Here is a 17,599-nt window from a genome sequence, read left to right on the forward strand (position 1 = left end):
TTCTTATATTTTCTTTCTGGATGTAACCCGAAGTCTGGACATGGCCCTTGCAAGCGCCATCTGGTTGGCGTTATATTCTTCCAGGCTTTTCTTCTGGCGGAGCTGCTCTTCTGCCCGTTCTTTCGCCTCTTCGGCACGGCGGATATCGATCTCCTCCGGGCGCTCTACGGTCAGGGCGAATACCTTGACACGGTTGTTGAACACTTCAATAAATCCGGCGCTCACTGCAACAGTTGTCTTATTGCCCTCCGGGTCTACAAATACCATCTCTCCCGGCACAATTGCCGCGATCATGTCCTCATGGTGCGGCAATACCTGCATTTCTCCGTCTTCCACCGGAAAGGTAATGCTCTGACCTCTTCCGACATAAAACTGACGGTTGCTTGCATAGATTTCCAGTCCGAATGTATTATGCTGGCCCATATGCCCACTCCTTTACTCTTCTGAGGATGCTTCCTTTTTTGCCTTCTCGATCACATCATCGATCGTACCTACATTGAAAAACGCGTTTTCCGGATAATCATCCATCTCGCCGTTGACAATCATCTTAAATCCGCGGATTGTCTCTTTTAACGGAACGTATTTACCCGGAATACCGGTAAAGTTTTCCGCTACATGGAATGGCTGAGAAAGGAATCTCTGGATCTTTCTTGCGCGGAAAACGGTCTTTTTATCTTCTTCTGAGAGTTCTTCCATACCGAGGATGGCAATAATGTCCTGAAGTTCTTTGTATTTCTGAAGGATCTCCTGAACTTTTCTTGCCACTTCGTAATGTTCCTCTCCGACTACATCTGCCTCCAGAATACGGGAGCTGGATTCCAGCGGATCTACCGCCGGATAAATTCCCTGCTCTACAATCTTTCTGGAAAGAACAGTCTGGGCATCCAGATGGGCGAATGTCGTCGCCGGAGCCGGGTCTGTCAGGTCGTCCGCCGGCACGTAAACCGCCTGTACGGATGTAACAGAACCGTTCTTTGTGGAAGCGATCCGCTCCTGAAGTGCACCCATTTCGTTTGCAAGGGTCGGCTGATATCCTACGGCTGACGGCATACGGCCAAGCAGCGCGGATACTTCAGAACCGGCCTGCACAAAACGGAAAATATTATCAATAAACAGAAGCACGTTCTGATGCTCTCTGTCACGGAAATACTCTGCCATTGTAAGACCTGTCTCCGCCACACGCATACGGGATCCAGGCGGCTCGTTCATCTGTCCGAACACAAGGGCTGTCTTATTTAAAACACCGGATTCTCTCATTTCTGTCCAGAGATCATTTCCCTCACGGGAACGTTCTCCGACACCGGTAAATATGGAATATCCGCCGTGCTCTGTAGCGATATTCTGAATCAGTTCCTGAATCAGCACGGTTTTTCCGACACCGGCTCCTCCGAACAGACCGATCTTTCCTCCCTTTGCATAAGGTGCAAGAAGATCAATGACTTTGATTCCGGTCTCAAGAATCTCGACAACCGGACTCTGTTCTTCAAATGTCGGAGGATTTCTGTGGATTTCCCAGTGTTCCTCGTCTTCCAGGGATTCACCTCCGTCAATCGTATCGCCAAGAACGTTGAAGAGACGTCCAAGTGTCTTGTCGCCGACCGGAACCTTGATCCCTGCACCGGTCGCGGTCACTTCCATGTCACGGCAGAGGCCTTCACTTGCGGAAAGCATGATACAGCGGACTGTATCATTTCCGATATGCTGTGATACCTCCATCACACTTTTCTTTCCATTGTTCTCTACGGCAAGTGCATCTTTGATAGCTGGAAGCTCACCATTTTCAAAAATAACATCTACAACAGGTCCCATGACCTGTACAATCTTTCCTTTATTCATCGTTATCACTTCCTTTTTTGTGCCCTCGCACCGCCGATTACCTCTGTGATTTCCTGAGTAATTGCGGCCTGCCTTGCACGGTTATACTGAATGGACAACTCCCGGAGCATCTCCTTTGCATTGTCCGTGGAAGACTGCATCGCAGTCATTCTGGCATTATTCTCACTGGCATAAGATTCAACCAGACAGCCGTATATATTTCCTGTAATGTAGTTCGGTACGACCTGATCCAGAACATCTTTGGTGGACGGCACCATGTGGATAATCTCCTGCTGTACATCGACCGGAAGTTTCGGCATGAATGCCGCCTTTTTCAGCGGGAGAAGCTGTACCCGCTTTGTCTCCATGCTGACTGCATTTTCCATCTCCGTATAAATAATATCGACTTCATCGAGCTCTCTCTCCAGAAACTTTTCCACGACTTCTCTGGCGATCACCCTTGCCCTGTGCATGGTCGGCTTCTGAACCGTGTAATGGAACTGCTCATCCATATCCACATTTTTCTTGCGGAAATACTGCTGTCCCACAATACCGAGCACATACAGCTTGTGATGACCTTCTTCCTGAACCATCTCTTCTGTCATCTTGATGACATTGTGGTTATAAGCGCCGGCAAGACCCTTATCTGCCGTCACGACAATGCAGCCGATCTTTCTCTCGTCAGCCGGTATCTCCGGTCTCGTATCAAAAAACACATGCTCCACATCCGGCATGTGGCGGAGAATTCTGGAAACCGCGTTCTGCAGATTATAAAAGTACGGCTCCGTATCCGCAAGCACCTGCTTTGCACGCTTCATCTTGGAAGAAGAAATCATATACATCGCATTCGTGATCTTCATCGTATCCTGGATACTTTTCATACGTGCCTGTATTTCTTTTGCATTTGCCATACTAACACCTGCTCTTGTCTCTGAATTCTTCTGCTGCTTTTACAATCTTTTCTTCAAGTTCCTCTGTCAGTACCTTCTTTTCGGCAAGCTCGCGGCCGATTTCCGGATAGACATTGTCAATATACTCAAGAAGCTCTTTCTGATAATTCTTCAAATCCTTCAGCGGAATTCCGATCAGCTTCTTATGCGTAGCCGCGCACAGTGTGATTACCTGATCCTGCATGGACAGCGGACTGCAAAGCGGCTGTTTTAAAAGTTCCATCAGACATGCCCCGTATTCAAGCTGTGCCTTTGTAGATTCATCCAGATCAGAAGAGAACTGGGTGAATACCTGCATCTCTCTGTACTGTGCCAGATCAATACGGACACTTCCGGCAGCCTTCTTCATTGCCTTCGTCTGTGCCGCACCACCAACACGGGATACAGAAAGACCGACATTGACAGCCGGACGCATACCGGAGAAGAACAGGTCGCTCTCCAGGAAAATCTGTCCATCCGTGATGGAAATGATATTGGTCGGAATATATGCCGATACATCTCCGGCCTGTGTCTCTACGATTGGAAGCGCTGTGATAGATCCGCCTCCAGCCTCATCGCTCAGACGACTGGAACGTTCCAGAAGTCTGGAATGTAAATAGAAGACATCACCCGGATATGCCTCACGTCCAGGCGGTCTCTCCAGAAGGAGTGACAGTGCACGGTAAGCTACCGCGTGCTTGGACAGATCATCGTATACGATCAGCACATCCTTCCCTTTATACATAAAATATTCTGCAAGAGCTGTGCCCGCATATGGCGCAATATACTGGAGCGGCGCACAGTCACTGGCTGTCGCTGCAACCACCATTGTATAGTCCATGGCTCCATATTTCTCAAAAGTGGAAACCAGCTTTGCGATCGTAGACGCTTTCTGTCCGATCGCGACATAGATACAGATCACATCTTTTCCCTTCTGGTTCAGAATCGTGTCTGTCGCAATCGATGTTTTTCCGGTCTGACGGTCTCCGATGATCAGCTCACGCTGTCCCCGGCCGATCGGGAACATGGAATCGATTGAAAGGATTCCTGTCTCAAGCGGTACGGTAACCGATTTCCTGTCAACAATTGACGGTGCCGGATATTCGATCGGTCTGTATTCACCGGCCTCAATGTCCCCTTTGCCGTCGATCGGCGCGCCCAGCGCGTTGACAACACGTCCGATATAGCCTTCTCCGGCCGGAACACCTGCATTTTTCCCGGTACGGAATACTTTCGTTCCTTCACCGATCTCACGGTCATCTCCGAAAAGAATACAGCCGATGCTGTTCTGGCGGATATCCTGTACCATCCCTTTCAGTCCGTTTTCAAATGTAACGATCTCACCGTAAGCCGCATGGTCAATCCCGTAAATCGTGGCAATCCCGTCTCCGACACTGACTACCTGTCCGACTTCCTTATCTTTGCTGATTTCATCATAATTCTGAATTTCTTCTTTCAATATGGAGATTATTTCGTCTGAATTGATTGTGCTCAATTACTTCACCTCCGCTTTTAATGTTGTAAAGCACGGGAAAGCGCCCGGAATCTTCCTCTGAAACTCCAGTCGAACTCCCGTCCGCCTGCCTGAAGGATGAATCCTCCGATCAGGCTTTTCTCTTCTTTTAAAGAAAGCGCAACTTCCTTTACATGAAATTTCCGGCGCAGGAATGTTTTCATCTTTTCCTGCTGCTCCACTGTCGGAGCCGTCACATAAAACAAGACGGCCTCAAGGCCCTCGTTTGCTTTTCTTTCAATTTCCCGGTACGCCTCGAACATTTCCAGAAGCAGTCCCGATTTCTGATTTCTGCATACGACCTTGATAAAATTTCTGATCCCTTCCGGGAAAATACGGTCAATGATTTTCTCTTTTACATGAAAAGCAATCGTCGGATTTGTAAGGCTTTCTCCCACCTCAGGGACTTCCTTTAAAATCGTCTCTGCCGTTTTTACAGATTCTGCATCCACATGAAGTTCGTATAATGCCTGTGCATAATTTTTAGCTGTCTGTGTCATCAGAATCACCTGCTTCTTCTAAAAACTGGTCATAAAGTGCCAAATCTCTTTCACTGCTGTTTTTCTCGCCCATAATTTTAGAAGCGGCTGTCAAAGCAATATCGGCTATCTGGGACTTCATCTCCCGCATAGCCTGCTCTCTTTCCACTTCCATTGTCTTTCTCGCCTTATCCACAATCTGGCCCGCTTCTTCATTTGCATTCTTCACGATTGCGTCAGCCTGAAGCGCCGCCTCTGTTTTGGCCCTTTCTACGATCTGCCCGGATTCCTCTTTCGCTGAAGCAAGCGCTTCTTCATACTGCGCTTTCAGCTTTCCGGCAGACTCCTTCTGATCCTGCGCATCCTTTAACTGTCCGCGGATCAGCTCGTCTCTTTGATCCATGATCTTCTGAATCGGCTTAAATAAGAAATGCTGCAGCAGGAAATACAGAACAAGCAGATTTATGATTGTACCGATGATTGTAACCGGACTTAATGTCAGCATCTGCCTCTACCTGCCTTTCTCTTATCCTAATAAGATGATGATTAACAGACCGATTACGAAACCGTAGATCGCTGTTGCCTCGGCAAGCGCACATCCTAAAAGAAGTGTACTTCTGATTTTGCTCTCTGCCTCCGGCTGTCTTGCGATAGACTCAGCTGCCTTTCCTGTTGCAAGGCCGATACCGATACCTGCACCAATACCTGTAAACACTGCTACTGCTGCTCCAATTGCAATTAAAGATGACATCGTTTTGTTTCCTCCTTGTTCTCTCTTCTCAGTTCCCTGTCTGCCTATTCAACTGCTTCGCTGATAAACAGGGATGTTAAAAATACAAATACATATGCCTGAATGAATCCGTCAAAAAAATCAAAATACAGATTAAATGGTACCGGAAGCAAAATCGGACAGATAATCTCGACCAGCTTCATGACCACATAAGATCCTAATACATTTCCGAAAAGCCGCATACAAAGCGAAAGCGGCCGGATACCAATCTCCAGTATATTGATTGGAAGCATAATGGGAATCGGCTCAGCAAAACTTTTCAGCCACCCCTTTGTCCCTTTCTGGTGAATCCCGGAATATTCGATCAGGATGATACTCATAAGCGCCAGCGCAATCGTCACGCCCATATCCTTTGTCGGCGGGACGAACCCGAATACCCCCATGATATTGGCAAGTCCGATATAAAGGACAATCGTAATCATGTAAGGAATATAGCGTGCTCCGTGCTCTCCCAGCAGATTATAAAAGAAATTGCGGAAAAATAAATATCCGGCCTCAAGAGCAAGCTGCTTTTTCCCCGGATTTTCCACTTTTAAGTTCCGCACTAAAATAATAGAAAGTAATACAAGAACCGCCATAACAATCCATGTCACAACGACGGATTCATAGATCGGAAGCCCATCTCCGACCGGTATCGTGAACATAATTTTACAGTTCAGTTCTTCCATTAATTTCTCTGATAAACTACCCGTTTTGCTCCCTCCTTTTCTTTTTCATATCGTGCTTACTTTACTCCTCCATATTTGAAAAGTCAATATCCGATCCAACAATAATCCATAATAAAAAGTTAGTTTTTTGTATATTTTTACTATGGTTTTTGTTAATTTTTACTGCTATTTAGCAGATATCTTTTCTCATATATCTCCAATATGCCGCAAAAGTCCAATCAAAGCGTAGATCATGCCAGAAAAACCAGTTCCGGTTCCAATTCCCCAGCCGGAATGACGTTGGCACCATATGCATAAGCATAAGGAGTGATATATTTTACAAATCGCCAGAGTCCCTGACATGAATATTCCAATGGTACAGCTGTTACGAAAAATCCAATAAGAAAAGCCAGAACGGAAGGCTTTTACTCCATCTCCGTTCTGGCTGTCTTTATTTCTTATAATCTTTTCATCAGTTCTTCGCGTTCTTTTTCGTATCCCGGTTTTCCGAGAAGGGCAAACATATTTTTCTTGTATGCCTCTACGCCCGGCTGATTAAATGGATTTACGCCAAGAATATATCCGCTGACGCCGCAGGCAAATTCAAAGAAGTAGAACAGCTCTCCAAGGTAGAATTCATTCTGCTCCGGAATATTTACCATCAGGTTCGGTACATTACCGTCTGTGTGAGCAAGTACTGTTCCGTTCATTGCGCTCTTGTTTACAAAGTCAACGGTCTTTCCTGCAAGGTAGTTCAGGCCGTCAAGATCAACCGGTTCTTCTCCGATGATCACTTCTTCTCTGGATTTCTCTACATTCAGTACAGTCTCGTACATGATGCGGCTTCCGTCCTGGATGAACTGTCCCATGGAGTGAAGATCTGTTGTCAGATCCACAGACGCCGGGAAGATACCTTTCTGGTCTTTTCCTTCGCTTTCTCCATAGAGCTGTTTCCACCACTCGGATACATAGTGGAGACTTGGCTCATAGTTTGCAAGTACTTCCACTGCTTTTCCTTTTGCGTGAAGAATATTTCTAACTGCTGCATACTGAAGTGCATCGTTTTCCTCAAATGGAAGCTCCAGTGCTGCCTTTCTTCCGGATGCAGCTCCTTCCATAAGCTTTGTAATGTCAGCTCCGCTTGCTGCGATCGGCAGAAGTCCTACCGCTGTCAGAACAGAGAAACGTCCTCCCACATCATCCGGAACTACAAAGGACTCATATCCTTCTTCTGTAGCAAGATTTTTCAGTGCTCCTCTTGCCTTGTCTGTCGTAGCGTAGATACGCTTTGCTGCTTCCTCTTTTCCGTATTTCTTTTCCAGCATCTCTTTGAAAATGCGGAACGCGATCGCCGGTTCAGTAGTCGTACCGGATTTAGAAATAATATTTACAGAAAAATCTCTGTCTCCGATCACTTCAATCAGATCATGAAGATAGGTGCTGCTGATGCTGTTTCCTACAAAGTAAATCTCAGGCGTCTTACGTGCCTCTTTGGAAATATTATTATAGAAACTATGTCTTAAAAATTCGATCGCAGCTCTTGCTCCCAGATAGGAACCGCCGATTCCGATTACAAGAAGCACATCGGAATCTCCTTTGATCTTCTCAGCCGCTTTCAAAATTCTGTCAAACTCTTCTTTATCATAATCTACCGGAAGGTCGATCCATCCAAGGAAGTCATTTCCTGCTCCTGTGCGCGCAAGCAGCTTGTCCTTCGCCGCCAGTGCAATGTCTTTCATAGACTCCATTTCATGTTCCTTGATAAACAGATCTGCTTTTGAATAGTCAAATGTTACCTTTGCCATCACTTTACCCATCCTTTCTATCATTATATATAGGTATAAATTACTAGGTATATTTTAGCAAAAGGCATTCTATTAATCAAGTTAAAAACTCGGCAAGGATCTGGCGTATCATTTCCTCATCCTGCCGCCGCTTTTCTTTCCGTTCCTCCTCCTCTTTCGCTTTCTCCTGCTCTTCCTTCATCAAAGTAACAAGCTCCGACTCTATTTCCTCGCCTTTGCCTTCCTCACCGACTTCCGTTTCCTCCGGAGCAAATTCCATCAGATTTTCCTCTAACGGCACTTTCTCTTCCTCTTCTTTTGCAGAAAACACAACAGCATTTTCTTCTGACTTTTCTTCCTCCATCACGCTTTCTTCCTCTTCCGTCCGGAAATTTTCCTCTGTTTCCTCCATCCGGGTTATCTTTTCATATTTACGTGCATATGTATTTTCCAGGAACTCTATCATATAGTTTTTTGCCGCTTCCAGCTGGTAGCTTTCATCTGTGACCATCCTGAGCGCAAACAAAAGCAGCGCTCCCGCAATACCGGCTGCCGCATACTGCCCCACATTTTCCAAAGGTGCATCCTGGGTGTATGCTGCCGCTGCCCCTGCCGCTCCAAATACCAGGCAGCCCCATGCCGCCGCTTTTTCCATCTGCCGCCAGCTGTGCAGTTTTATCCACAGTACTTTGTATTCATACATGTATTTATCCACAAACGCCCGGATATTCTGCACCTTATCACTCACCATACATGCATGTTCAAATTTGGCCCGGACAAGCTTCATCAGCGGGTGCAGGCTTTTTCCCATCCTTCCCGCCTCCCGCACCAGTCGCCTGAGTGTCAGACTTACAATGATCTTGCTGAAGATTCCCAGTATACACATCACTCCGACTGCGTAAAATAACACCCCATGTTTCCATACTGCTTCCAACATAAAAAGAGCCTCCTCCGTTTTTTTGTTTATCCCAAGTATAACTGAAAACTACGGAAAAAGGCTCTGTAACCGTTCTACATATTTTTTATGCCGCCCTGCAAAACCGGGCGGTTTTTGACGTTTTTTCGATCTATTATTTCTTGATTTCCGGCACCAGCGCCTTAATCAGCCTTACACTATGGCGGATTGCTGCCGCTTCAAAGGCCGGATAGTCTACCGATGCACTGTTGTCAGCTTTATCCGAAATTGCCCGAATGATGACGCACGAAATTTTGTTAAGGTAAGCCGTATGCGCGATCGCAGCCCCCTCCATCTCCGTGCATTTTGCGTCAAAAAGACTGATCAGCTGCTCTTTCTTCTCACTTGAAGAAACAAACTGGTCTCCGCTTACAATCCTTCCTATCCATGTACGGATATCCGGATTTGCCTTTTCATTGACCTCTTTTGCCAGTTTCACCAGCTTTTCATCTGCCGGAAACGAGAAAGTATCCATCTGCGGGATCTGACCCACCGGATCTCCAAATGTGCTTGCATCCATGTCATGCTCTACTGCGTCTGTTGAAATCACAATATCTCCGATATCAATCGCCGCATCCAGAGATCCCGCGATTCCTGTATTGATAATCACATCCACTCCAAACCGGTCCACAAGAATCTGCGCACACACTGCGGCATTGACCTTGCCAATCCCGCTCCTTACTACGACAACTTCTTTCCCCGAAAGTTTTCCTCTGCAAAAAGAAAGAGACGCCGCCGAAACAACCTCTTCTATTTCCATGCTTTTCTTTAATTCTGCAACTTCATCTTCCATTGCTCCGATAATTCCAATCATGCTTTCGACCTCCTTTTCCTCACAGTATAACAAATTTTTGTATGTATACCTAGCATATTTTTTCTTTCTTTGTTATAATTCTTTTTCGGAAGGGAAACAGAAACGGAGGAATCAATATGAAGTACAGGCCAACTGGCGTATGTTCAAAAGAAATTGAATTTGATCTTGACGATCAGCATCGTATTCACAACGTTGTTTTCACCGGCGGCTGCAACGGCAATCTGCAGGGAATCGCAAGCCTTGTTGAAGGCATGGAAGCGGACGAAGCGATCCGCCGCCTCTCGGGCATTAAATGCGGCTTTAAAAGCACCTCCTGCCCGGATCAGCTTGCTCACGCACTTCAGGCCGGACTAGCTAATAAATAATAAATAAGGGCAAAAAAAGATTCCGCTGTTCGGGATACACTCTCGTCATGCGGAATCTTTTCTTTTGCCTACATAGAAACATTACTGTTCATTTTCGAAAAGATCTATGATATAGGAAACGCATGGTTCCCTATATCATAAGCACTAACCGAAGAAAGCCGGTTAAGAAATGACACGGAAGAGCTATTGGGGCTACTGCTCCATTGGTGTTTCCTGCCCTTTCGGGCAGTAGTTTGGGTTTTCTCAATGTAAGGACTAAAAGATAGTAAAGCCGTAGGGCTTCCTTTTTTCATTTTTTTGTATGGAGCAGTAACCTCAATAACTCTCCCGTGGACCATTTAATCTTTTCTGCCTGTAAACAAATCATTCCATATTCAATTTTCTTCTTCCTGTTAGATGTAAAGCCCGCCCGTTGCTGAGCTGCTCACATCTGAGTTTGCGTAATGTGCACTTCTGACACGGTAATAATAACCTTTCGGCACTGTCAGCGTCTTATAGGATGTGACTGCAATAGCATTTTTTTTCGTAGTAGTCCAAGAAGTGTAATGGTACCACGATCCATTTACTTTCCGCTCTACAATCACATCAATACTAACTTCTGAGACAACCTTCTGTGCTGTAGTATTTCCACCTGCTGTGATTTTTCCATCACCAGGTTTACTGATCTTGGAAAATCCACTCTGAAGGTAGACACCTCTCGGCTGTACTGTGATGTACCCAATCTGCTCAGCGCTCTCCTCAGCTGCGCTGGCCATCTGTCCGGATACTCCAAATACCAACAGTACCGCTGTCATCACTGCCGCTGCCTTTGACAACAACTTTCTTCTTTTCATATTTTTGCTCCTCTACTATATAGACGCACGAACTTCCAAAATCTTTCGCTTTTTTTCAAAAAAAGTGGAGATTTTCCAAAATTTTTTCAAATTCGTCTTTTTCGATGATTCCGGTTAAGATATAAGTAATGTCATTGTATTCAAATTCTGCCGAAAATTCCTGCTGATTAGATGCTTCTATCAGATATTCTGTTACATGAATTTCTGTATCTCCTACCGTTTTAATATATTCATCGATAACCGTATCTTCAATGTCATAGCCAAATGAAAAATCCTGATAAGCAGGAGTCATTGTATAAGTAAATATATTTTCTCCATACTGATAATAAATTATTACTGTCATAAATTCTTGGTCTAACATATAATCTATCATTTTCATATCAGTTGGCCTATAAACTAGTCTTACCACATCAAATCCAAATTCATCTTTTATTCGCTGTAATACTTCTTCCTCTACAATTTCTTCCTGCTGTGTGACATCTGTATCGTCGCTTTCAGAGTTAATATTTGTTGTTTTTCTTCCTCCCAGTATTCTGTCCACTGTCTCGATCACGACCCCTCTGTCACCAAAACTCGTTATCCCTACCCCAAGCACTGCGATAAGTGCCACGGCCAGGGCAACGATCGTCTTTTTCCTTCGTTTTCTCACGCGAACTTTTTTGGTCTGGTTTCCTTGTGTGTTCTGGATTTCGGACTGACTTTCAGGCTGCCTTTCTTCTGCGCCTGCCGCCAGTTCCAGTGACTCCGGGGCGAGTTCTTCGGAGAATTCTTCCCGCGCCTTCTCTTCCCGGCGGAGCTGCAGTTCTTTTCCGAGGCGCAGGGCCTCCTTATCTGCTTCTGACAGATTTTCATATGCTTCTCTCTGCCGCCGGATTTCTTCTGCCTGTTTCCATATTTTATTTTTTAGTTCCGGATCCGGCCCTGATTCTGTCAGAGGTGGATCCTGCTCTACTTCTTCTTTTATCCGTGCTGACTCTTTCTCCAGCTCTTCCTGCAGGAACTCTTTCATGAGTTCATCTTCTTTTTTCATTTCGTCCCCCTTTTTTTGCGTTTTCTTTCCTCCGACTTGACCTTTATTTCAATTCTGTTTAATATAAATAATCATAAAAGCATTTTCGGAGGCATGCCATGAAACGTATCATTTTAACCGGCGGCGGTACTGCCGGGCATGTTACACCAAACATCGCCCTTCTTCCCCGCCTGAAAGAACTTCAATATGACATTCACTATATCGGGTCTTATAATGGAATTGAAAAAGATCTGATCGAACCTTTTCATATTCCATACCACGGGATTTCTTCCGGCAAGTTGCGCCGTTATTTCAGCATGAAAAATTTTACGGATCCGTTCCGTGTATTAAAAGGATTTTATGAGGCAAATAAGTTAATCAAGACATTGAAGCCGGATGTGATCTTTTCCAAGGGCGGTTTTGTCAGCGTACCGGTTGTCATGGCCGGCAAGCGGAATCATGTCCCGACTATCATTCATGAGTCAGACATCACGCCTGGTCTCGCCAACAAGCTTTCCATGCCGTCGGCGACAAAGATCTGCTGCAATTTCCCGGAGACATTAAAGAATCTTCCGGCAGACAAAGCGGTGCTCACAGGCTCACCGATCCGACAGGAACTGCTTACAGGCGATAAGGAGGCAGCAAGGAAATTCTGCCATTTCACTTCCCAAAAGCCTGTTATTCTCGTGATCGGCGGAAGTCTCGGCGCTGCTGCAGTTAATCAGGCTGTGCGGAACATTCTTCCAAAACTTCTGGAAAGCTTTCAGGTGATCCATCTCTGTGGAAAAGGAAAGCTGGATGAGTCTTTGACCCGGGTGGAAGGTTATGCACAGTTTGAATACATTCAAAAAGAACTGAAAGATCTTTTTGCGCTGGCCGACATTGTCATTTCCCGTGCCGGTGCCAATGCAATCTGTGAGCTTCTGGCTCTGCGTAAACCAAATATCCTGATCCCGCTTCCTGCAAACGCCAGCCGCGGAGATCAGATCCTCAATGCCCGTTCCTTTGAGCGTCAGGGATTCAGCATTGTCCTGGAAGAAGAATCACTTACAGACGAAATTCTTCTGGATACTGTCCACCGCCTGTATCAGGATCGTGATACATATACAAAGGCAATGAGCGATTCCGGCATGCAGAATTCGATCGAGACAATTATTGATCTCATTGTCCGGGCTTCGCAAAAATAGTGTTCCATAAAAGCTCTGAAATCAAAAAATAGGTGTCGAACCGGCACCTGTTTTTTATATTATTTCATTTCTCTGTAATCTGCCTCATATTTTGTTTTCATCCACTTCTTTGCTCTGAACAGCATTGACTGGAATGCCTCCAGACGGATACCCATCTCTTCTGCGATTTCTTTCTGTGGAATTTCCAGCACAAACGCACGGACAACTGCATCATACCATCTTGGATTGTGCTGATACAGCTCTTCCAGCATCGTACTCGTCAATTCTGTTTCTTTTCTGCGGCGTTCCCGCATGAAAATCAGCTCATCCGGACCTGGTACTTCCTCGCCCATCTGTGCCACCAATCCCTCATCATCCAACAGCATCTCCAGTTTCCGCCTTCTCATCTGGCTGCAGGCCAGACGATAAGCGGTTGTGCGAAGCCATGACTCAATCGCGTTCTTGTTTCTGATCTTTTCATAACTGATCAGTAAATTCACAAAAGTGAGTTGGGTAATCTCATCGGCATCCGTCTCATTTTCCGAGTAATACTTTGCTGTTCTCCAGACAATATTTACATATTTATCATAGATATCATTAAATAGTATTTCATCCATATGAGCTTCTTACGCCTTACCCTCTTGTTATTCCCTGTTTTACTCTTCGTTGATTCTGGAAAGTATCTCATTCTTCTGTTCCTCATCAAGCTGTCCCATTTTCCAGCCAAGACCTACTTTATCTCCTTTGTATCTTGGAATCAGGTGCATGTGGAAATGGAATACGGTCTGTCCTGCCGCCTCTTTATTGTTCTGTACGATATTATAACCATCGCATCCAAGAATCGGCGTAAGCTTTTTCACCATCTTTTTAGCAAGCACAAGTGCTTTTGCAGCAATCTCATCATCCAGCTCATAAAGGTCTGCATAGTGCTGTTTCGGAAGAATCAGGGCATGTCCTTTCGATGCCGGACTTGCATCTAAAATCACGCGGAAAGCTTCATCTTCATAAAGCGTCGCAGTCGGAATATCTCCGTTTGCAAGTTTACAGAAAATACAATTATCGTCTCTCATATCTCATACTCCTTTACATTGATATTTGAATATTGCCTCCACCAGTGCTAAACTAGAAAGCATCGAACTGTTTAGAAAGGTGGGAAATTCCTATGTCTTTTACATCCGATGAGATGCAGCGTCTTCAATCCTATGTAAATCAGGATGCTGAAGCGTCTGCTCTGTTTCAGAAACTGCTCCATTCTCAGGATATGGAACGTCACAAAATCTGCCACGAAATCCGCAATCCCCTGACTCTTCTTTCCGGCACGCTGCAGCTGATCGAATCCCAGCATCCCGAGGTCCGCTCCTTCGAGTACTGGGACTCCCTTTGCCAGGATCTGGAATACATGATGCATCTTCTGGAAGAATTTTCACTGTTTAACAACAGCAGCTCTCTTCATCCGGAAACTTTTTCGTTCCGGAGCTTTATGGAAAAACTGGTCCTCTCCTTCGCCGCGTCCTGCGCCAATACGGAGATTGAATTTACTTCCCTGCTGGAAGATCTTCCTGTCATCACCGGAGATCCTGTCAAACTCCGTCAGGCACTTTTAAATCTTTTAAAAAACGCCGTGGAATCAATCCACGGTTCCGGGTCCGTCAATCTGAAAGCCTGGTTCCATGACAGCCAGATCCATATCCGGATTCAGGATACCGGCTGCGGCATATCCGAAGAACAGCTGAAGGAAATCTTTACACCGTTTTTCACTTCCAAATCTTCCGGAACCGGTCTGGGGCTTCCTGTCGTTCAGAATATCATTCTCGCACATCATGGAACAGTATCCGTGGATTCCCGCCCCGGATTTGGAACGACTTTTGAGATCACTCTCCCGGTACATCCCGGGCTTTCCGGAGATCCAAAGTGATGGTGCCGATACGGGACATGGCATTGATCCATGTCCCGTATACCGACTCTCTTATTCCCGTAACACATACCTGTTGTCGGCAGTTTTTTGTTATATACATTAAGTCTAGCGCAACCTGCCGGCTCTTTCAATACTTTTTTCTACAGTCAACATTCCGTTGCTCTCTCAATATATCATCCTGAGGTGCTTCCATGCCACGTCCGAATAGACGTTTCACAAACCCCCAGCCTCCTATTTTCTCCTTTATTACATCCCCGACCGGTTTCTCCTCCAGTCCCCAGTCATCATATTGCTCCTCTTCTTCATCATCTTCATATTCATCTCCATATTCATAAAGATCTTCTTCATAATCTTCCTCTTCCGCTTCTTGATCCTCGTATTCTTCCTCCTGATTATTTAAAATTTCCTCAATCACCTGGCAGATCTGATAATTTTCCGCGAGCGTCATTTTATGGAGGGCATAGGAAATATAAATCCCGGAACGATCCTGATAATCGGTCTCTCTGACAAAAAATTCTGTCAGTTCATGAAAGCTTTCCGCGATTCCCTGTTCATTGGCCGGATAATAGCAAAAATAATACCGTCCTTTCTCACAGAAAATGCTTCTCGGGTCCAGCAGCAACTGATTCGGGCTTAACAGATAGTCTCTCATTTCTTCCATAACCGCCAGCAGATCTTCGATAATCGCTATAATCATTTCGTAGGTAACCGGTCCTTTCTGCGTCAGAAATTCCAGTGAATGTTTTCCCTGGATTTCATACTCATACCGGCTTCTTCCGTTTACTCCACGCCCTTTCACCTGCAGAAGTCCGCAGATTTCATTATTTGCCAGCATTTTCAGCTGATAGTCCGATTGATAAAATCTGTCTGATTCGACAATAAAATAGGATGTATTCAGGTCTCTCCGGTATCCGATTTTCAGGTTCCTGTTTCTGCTGCCTTTTTTAGTTTCCTCATATCCCGGATCTTTCTCTCCGGCTCGACAAGTGCTGCTTTTGCTTCGACTGTAATCTTCATTCTTTTCCTCGATGCTTGAGCTGAAATCCACACATACTCCTTCTGACATTCTACTTCTACCTCTGCTTTCCGAAAAAGAATCATCTTTCCGGAAATTCTTTCTTTCCATAATTGTTGTATTTCTTCTTTCTGAAAAGGCGGTTCTTTTTTCTGCTTTCTTCCCGCAATCACCGCGGTCTCATAAGCGGTTCCTGTTAGAATATTTTTATCATGGTAATAAAAAACCGCCATGATGACCCCATAAGTCAAAAGCAGGACCGCCGAGACAAGAACTGCTGCTTCCACAGTAAAACTGCCACTCCATTTTTCTTCTACCATCCGATCACTCCCAAATATCCGGCTGTCAAAAAGGGGAGAAACGGGAATGTATCTTTATATCCGCCATTTTGCAGTACTACTTTTCCCAGACTCCAAATCCCTGCCGCAAAAAAGGCAATGCTCAAAGCGGCTGCCAGTTTCCAGATTCCCATATACACACCCAGTACAAAAATCATCCAGCTGTCTGCAAACCCGAGCGCTTCATCTGTACATTTGCTGACGATCAGAAATGCGCTGCCGGTCAGGGCACCCCAGACATAAATCCAGGTTCCGCTTCCAATTCCTATAAGCCGTGTCAGCGCTGCCAGCGCGCTTCCGCAAAGCAGAAGCCATCTCGGAACCGCACGGATGCGGATATCATATGCCGAACAAACTGCCTGAAAAATTAAAAACAAGGCATTGCAGATTTTTATTTCCCACACTTTGAGCACGCTCCTTTCCCTGCTGTCTCCGAAACCGGAACCGCGTAAATCTTTCGCTTCAGACCGCTGCAGGACATGGACGTGTGATATTTACTGCCGTAGTCCGTGACATATACTCCCATTCCTGCCACATTTTGTCCGCATCTTTCACAAGGATAATACTTCCCGCCCGACGCATTTCGCAATTCCTCCAGTCCGGAGGACGGAACCATATGGATCGACAGATCCAGATAGGAGCAGTGGTAGTCCTGATGATACACTACCCCGTTTTCTGTCACATACACAATCTTCTGCTCCGCCTGGACAGGGATAGACGATTCATAGCCACACCACCCTTTTATCCGGATGCTCTCTTCTTTTTCTACATTGAAGATTCCAAATACCGGAACAGGGATCTCCACCGTATACGATGTGTTCAGATACAAAATCTGATTCATAAGATCCACGTAGGAACTGCTGCAGTCAATCCCGGAAGCACCTCCTTTTACCATGCTACGCTCCAGCCGTTCTGTGCTGACTTCCTCCCGGATATCCTCCTCCAGTTCTTCTGTACTGACAAATGGATTCAGATAAGCCTGTTCCGCATATTTTCTGCCCGCATACTGCATCCCCGCCCGGATATTTGTCTGTACTGCCATCACCTCAAACAAGTATAAAAAGGCCAGTACCGCAAACAGGAAAAGAGGAACCACAAAGGCTGCTTCCACAGTCATACTTCCTCCAGAAAAGGAGGTAAAGACAGGTGCCTTTAAGGTACACTTCTTATTTCGTGGGGAAAGCTGCTTCCATCTATGAAGCGAATCAGAATCTGTCTCCTTTCTATATATT

Annotated in this window: 22 protein-coding genes; 3 read left to right on the forward strand and 19 right to left on the reverse strand. The window is 45.5% G+C overall.

The features are described 5' to 3' along the window. Positions 1 to 3: 3 nt before the first annotated feature. From atpC to H6A32_RS10810, 11 genes are all read right to left on the reverse strand, one after another. Entirely contained in the window at positions 4 to 423 is a 420-nt protein-coding gene (atpC, locus tag H6A32_RS10760; protein WP_087166585.1) for an ATP synthase F1 subunit epsilon, read from the reverse strand. Between the two features lie 12 nt (positions 424 to 435). Beyond that, entirely contained in the window at positions 436 to 1,836 is a 1,401-nt protein-coding gene (gene atpD / locus H6A32_RS10765; RefSeq protein WP_087166584.1) for a F0F1 ATP synthase subunit beta, read from the reverse strand. 5 nt (positions 1,837 to 1,841) lie between these two features. Further along, a complete protein-coding gene (gene atpG, locus H6A32_RS10770) occupies positions 1,842 to 2,726 on the reverse strand; it encodes an ATP synthase F1 subunit gamma (protein WP_087166583.1) in 885 nt (294 codons plus the stop codon). 1 nt (position 2,727) lies between these two features. After that, on the reverse strand, positions 2,728 to 4,239 hold the full coding sequence (gene atpA / locus H6A32_RS10775; protein WP_087166582.1) for a F0F1 ATP synthase subunit alpha: 1,512 nt from the start codon (positions 4,237 to 4,239) through the stop codon (positions 2,728 to 2,730). Between the two features lie 17 nt (positions 4,240 to 4,256). Further along, positions 4,257 to 4,757 (reverse strand): ATP synthase F1 subunit delta, encoded by a 501-nt coding sequence (gene atpH, locus H6A32_RS10780; protein ID WP_118637147.1) that lies wholly within the window; start codon positions 4,755 to 4,757, stop codon positions 4,257 to 4,259. After that, entirely contained in the window at positions 4,741 to 5,241 is a 501-nt protein-coding gene (gene atpF, locus H6A32_RS10785) for a F0F1 ATP synthase subunit B (RefSeq protein WP_087166580.1), read from the reverse strand. The genes atpH and atpF overlap by 17 nt, the downstream gene beginning before the upstream one ends. A gap of 21 nt (positions 5,242 to 5,262) precedes the next feature. After that, a complete protein-coding gene (gene atpE, locus H6A32_RS10790; protein ID WP_087166579.1) occupies positions 5,263 to 5,487 on the reverse strand; it encodes an ATP synthase F0 subunit C in 225 nt (74 codons plus the stop codon). A 44-nt stretch (positions 5,488 to 5,531) separates the two neighbouring features. Further along, the gene (locus tag H6A32_RS10795; RefSeq protein ID WP_087166578.1) at positions 5,532 to 6,194 is read right to left on the reverse strand and encodes a F0F1 ATP synthase subunit A; all 663 of its coding nucleotides are present in this window, start codon (positions 6,192 to 6,194) and stop codon (positions 5,532 to 5,534) included. A 437-nt stretch (positions 6,195 to 6,631) separates the two neighbouring features. Further along, positions 6,632 to 7,978: a glucose-6-phosphate isomerase gene (locus H6A32_RS10800; RefSeq protein ID WP_191426634.1), complete on the reverse strand. Its 1,347-nt coding sequence runs from the start codon at positions 7,976 to 7,978 to the stop codon at positions 6,632 to 6,634. Positions 7,979 to 8,054: 76 nt separating this feature from the next. Then, the gene (locus H6A32_RS10805; protein ID WP_087166576.1) at positions 8,055 to 8,894 is read right to left on the reverse strand and encodes a hypothetical protein; all 840 of its coding nucleotides are present in this window, start codon (positions 8,892 to 8,894) and stop codon (positions 8,055 to 8,057) included. A 133-nt stretch (positions 8,895 to 9,027) separates the two neighbouring features. Beyond that, positions 9,028 to 9,726, reverse strand: a complete 699-nt coding sequence (locus tag H6A32_RS10810; RefSeq protein ID WP_204864334.1) for a 5'-methylthioadenosine/adenosylhomocysteine nucleosidase — start codon at positions 9,724 to 9,726, stop codon at positions 9,028 to 9,030. A gap of 116 nt (positions 9,727 to 9,842) precedes the next feature. Here H6A32_RS10810 and H6A32_RS10815 point away from each other — a divergent pair, with 116 nt between their 5' ends. Beyond that, complete coding sequence (locus H6A32_RS10815) at positions 9,843 to 10,091, forward strand: TIGR03905 family TSCPD domain-containing protein (RefSeq protein WP_087166574.1); 249 nt, start codon at positions 9,843 to 9,845, stop codon at positions 10,089 to 10,091. A gap of 392 nt (positions 10,092 to 10,483) precedes the next feature. Here the strand turns inward: H6A32_RS10815 and H6A32_RS10820 are convergent, their stop codons facing one another. Then, positions 10,484 to 10,924 (reverse strand): DUF6147 family protein, encoded by a 441-nt coding sequence (locus tag H6A32_RS10820; protein WP_204864335.1) that lies wholly within the window; start codon positions 10,922 to 10,924, stop codon positions 10,484 to 10,486. 55 nt (positions 10,925 to 10,979) lie between these two features. Further along, on the reverse strand, positions 10,980 to 11,954 hold the full coding sequence (locus H6A32_RS10825; RefSeq protein WP_204864336.1) for a DUF4367 domain-containing protein: 975 nt from the start codon (positions 11,952 to 11,954) through the stop codon (positions 10,980 to 10,982). A 98-nt stretch (positions 11,955 to 12,052) separates the two neighbouring features. On the opposite strand from H6A32_RS10825, the gene H6A32_RS10830 reads away from it, so the two are divergent. Further along, a complete protein-coding gene (locus H6A32_RS10830) occupies positions 12,053 to 13,120 on the forward strand; it encodes an undecaprenyldiphospho-muramoylpentapeptide beta-N-acetylglucosaminyltransferase (protein ID WP_087166572.1) in 1,068 nt (355 codons plus the stop codon). Positions 13,121 to 13,179: 59 nt separating this feature from the next. Here the strand turns inward: H6A32_RS10830 and H6A32_RS10835 are convergent, their stop codons facing one another. Together H6A32_RS10835 and H6A32_RS10840 are read right to left on the reverse strand one after the other, a co-directional pair. Next, positions 13,180 to 13,716, reverse strand: coding sequence for an RNA polymerase sigma factor (locus H6A32_RS10835; protein ID WP_087166571.1), 537 nt, complete (start codon positions 13,714 to 13,716; stop codon positions 13,180 to 13,182). A gap of 39 nt (positions 13,717 to 13,755) precedes the next feature. Continuing rightward, positions 13,756 to 14,169 (reverse strand): HIT family protein, encoded by a 414-nt coding sequence (locus H6A32_RS10840; RefSeq protein WP_087251872.1) that lies wholly within the window; start codon positions 14,167 to 14,169, stop codon positions 13,756 to 13,758. Positions 14,170 to 14,261: 92 nt separating this feature from the next. On the opposite strand from H6A32_RS10840, the gene H6A32_RS10845 reads away from it, so the two are divergent. Beyond that, positions 14,262 to 15,014 (forward strand): sensor histidine kinase, encoded by a 753-nt coding sequence (locus H6A32_RS10845; protein ID WP_204864337.1) that lies wholly within the window; start codon positions 14,262 to 14,264, stop codon positions 15,012 to 15,014. A 127-nt stretch (positions 15,015 to 15,141) separates the two neighbouring features. Here H6A32_RS10845 and H6A32_RS16400 read toward each other — a convergent pair whose 3' ends face one another. From H6A32_RS16400 to H6A32_RS10860, 4 genes are read right to left on the reverse strand one after another with little or no spacing between them, the layout of a single operon-like run. Next, a complete protein-coding gene (locus H6A32_RS16400; RefSeq protein ID WP_242958855.1) occupies positions 15,142 to 16,044 on the reverse strand; it encodes a DUF6382 domain-containing protein in 903 nt (300 codons plus the stop codon). Next, on the reverse strand, positions 15,933 to 16,349 hold the full coding sequence (locus H6A32_RS10850) for a TadE family protein (protein ID WP_087251874.1): 417 nt from the start codon (positions 16,347 to 16,349) through the stop codon (positions 15,933 to 15,935). The genes H6A32_RS16400 and H6A32_RS10850 overlap by 112 nt, the downstream gene beginning before the upstream one ends. After that, positions 16,343 to 16,771, reverse strand: coding sequence for a prepilin peptidase (locus tag H6A32_RS10855; RefSeq protein ID WP_204864338.1), 429 nt, complete (start codon positions 16,769 to 16,771; stop codon positions 16,343 to 16,345). The genes H6A32_RS10850 and H6A32_RS10855 overlap by 7 nt, the downstream gene beginning before the upstream one ends. Next, on the reverse strand, positions 16,759 to 17,484 hold the full coding sequence (locus H6A32_RS10860) for a hypothetical protein (RefSeq protein WP_087166565.1): 726 nt from the start codon (positions 17,482 to 17,484) through the stop codon (positions 16,759 to 16,761). Before H6A32_RS10860 ends, H6A32_RS10855 begins: the two co-directional genes overlap by 13 nt. Positions 17,485 to 17,599: the final 115 nt, after the last annotated feature.

Origin of the sequence: Drancourtella massiliensis, assembly GCF_016900655.1 — a bacterium.
Classification (GTDB): domain Bacteria; phylum Bacillota; class Clostridia; order Lachnospirales; family Lachnospiraceae; genus Sellimonas; species Sellimonas catena.

Coding starts and splice junctions, on each gene's coding strand:
- atpC (WP_087166585.1), bottom strand. CDS start 423: ATGGGCCAGCATAATACATTCGGACTGGAAATCTATGCAAGCAACCGT.
- atpD (WP_087166584.1), bottom strand. CDS start 1,836: ATGAATAAAGGAAAGATTGTACAGGTCATGGGACCTGTTGTAGATGTT.
- atpG (WP_087166583.1), bottom strand. CDS start 2,726: ATGGCAAATGCAAAAGAAATACAGGCACGTATGAAAAGTATCCAGGAT.
- atpH (WP_118637147.1), bottom strand. CDS start 4,757: ATGACACAGACAGCTAAAAATTATGCACAGGCATTATACGAACTTCAT.
- atpF (WP_087166580.1), bottom strand. CDS start 5,241: ATGCTGACATTAAGTCCGGTTACAATCATCGGTACAATCATAAATCTG.
- atpE (WP_087166579.1), bottom strand. CDS start 5,487: ATGTCATCTTTAATTGCAATTGGAGCAGCAGTAGCAGTGTTTACAGGT.
- H6A32_RS10795 (WP_087166578.1), bottom strand. CDS start 6,194: ATGGAAGAACTGAACTGTAAAATTATGTTCACGATACCGGTCGGAGAT.
- H6A32_RS10800 (WP_191426634.1), bottom strand. CDS start 7,978: ATGGCAAAGGTAACATTTGACTATTCAAAAGCAGATCTGTTTATCAAG.
- H6A32_RS10805 (WP_087166576.1), bottom strand. CDS start 8,894: ATGTTGGAAGCAGTATGGAAACATGGGGTGTTATTTTACGCAGTCGGA.
- H6A32_RS10810 (WP_204864334.1), bottom strand. CDS start 9,726: ATGATTGGAATTATCGGAGCAATGGAAGATGAAGTTGCAGAATTAAAG.
- H6A32_RS10815 (WP_087166574.1), top strand. CDS start 9,843: ATGAAGTACAGGCCAACTGGCGTATGTTCAAAAGAAATTGAATTTGAT.
- H6A32_RS10820 (WP_204864335.1), bottom strand. CDS start 10,924: ATGAAAAGAAGAAAGTTGTTGTCAAAGGCAGCGGCAGTGATGACAGCG.
- H6A32_RS10825 (WP_204864336.1), bottom strand. CDS start 11,954: ATGAAAAAAGAAGATGAACTCATGAAAGAGTTCCTGCAGGAAGAGCTG.
- H6A32_RS10830 (WP_087166572.1), top strand. CDS start 12,053: ATGAAACGTATCATTTTAACCGGCGGCGGTACTGCCGGGCATGTTACA.
- H6A32_RS10835 (WP_087166571.1), bottom strand. CDS start 13,716: ATGGATGAAATACTATTTAATGATATCTATGATAAATATGTAAATATT.
- H6A32_RS10840 (WP_087251872.1), bottom strand. CDS start 14,169: ATGAGAGACGATAATTGTATTTTCTGTAAACTTGCAAACGGAGATATT.
- H6A32_RS10845 (WP_204864337.1), top strand. CDS start 14,262: ATGTCTTTTACATCCGATGAGATGCAGCGTCTTCAATCCTATGTAAAT.
- H6A32_RS10850 (WP_087251874.1), bottom strand. CDS start 16,349: ATGGTAGAAGAAAAATGGAGTGGCAGTTTTACTGTGGAAGCAGCAGTT.
- H6A32_RS10860 (WP_087166565.1), bottom strand. CDS start 17,484: ATGACTGTGGAAGCAGCCTTTGTGGTTCCTCTTTTCCTGTTTGCGGTA.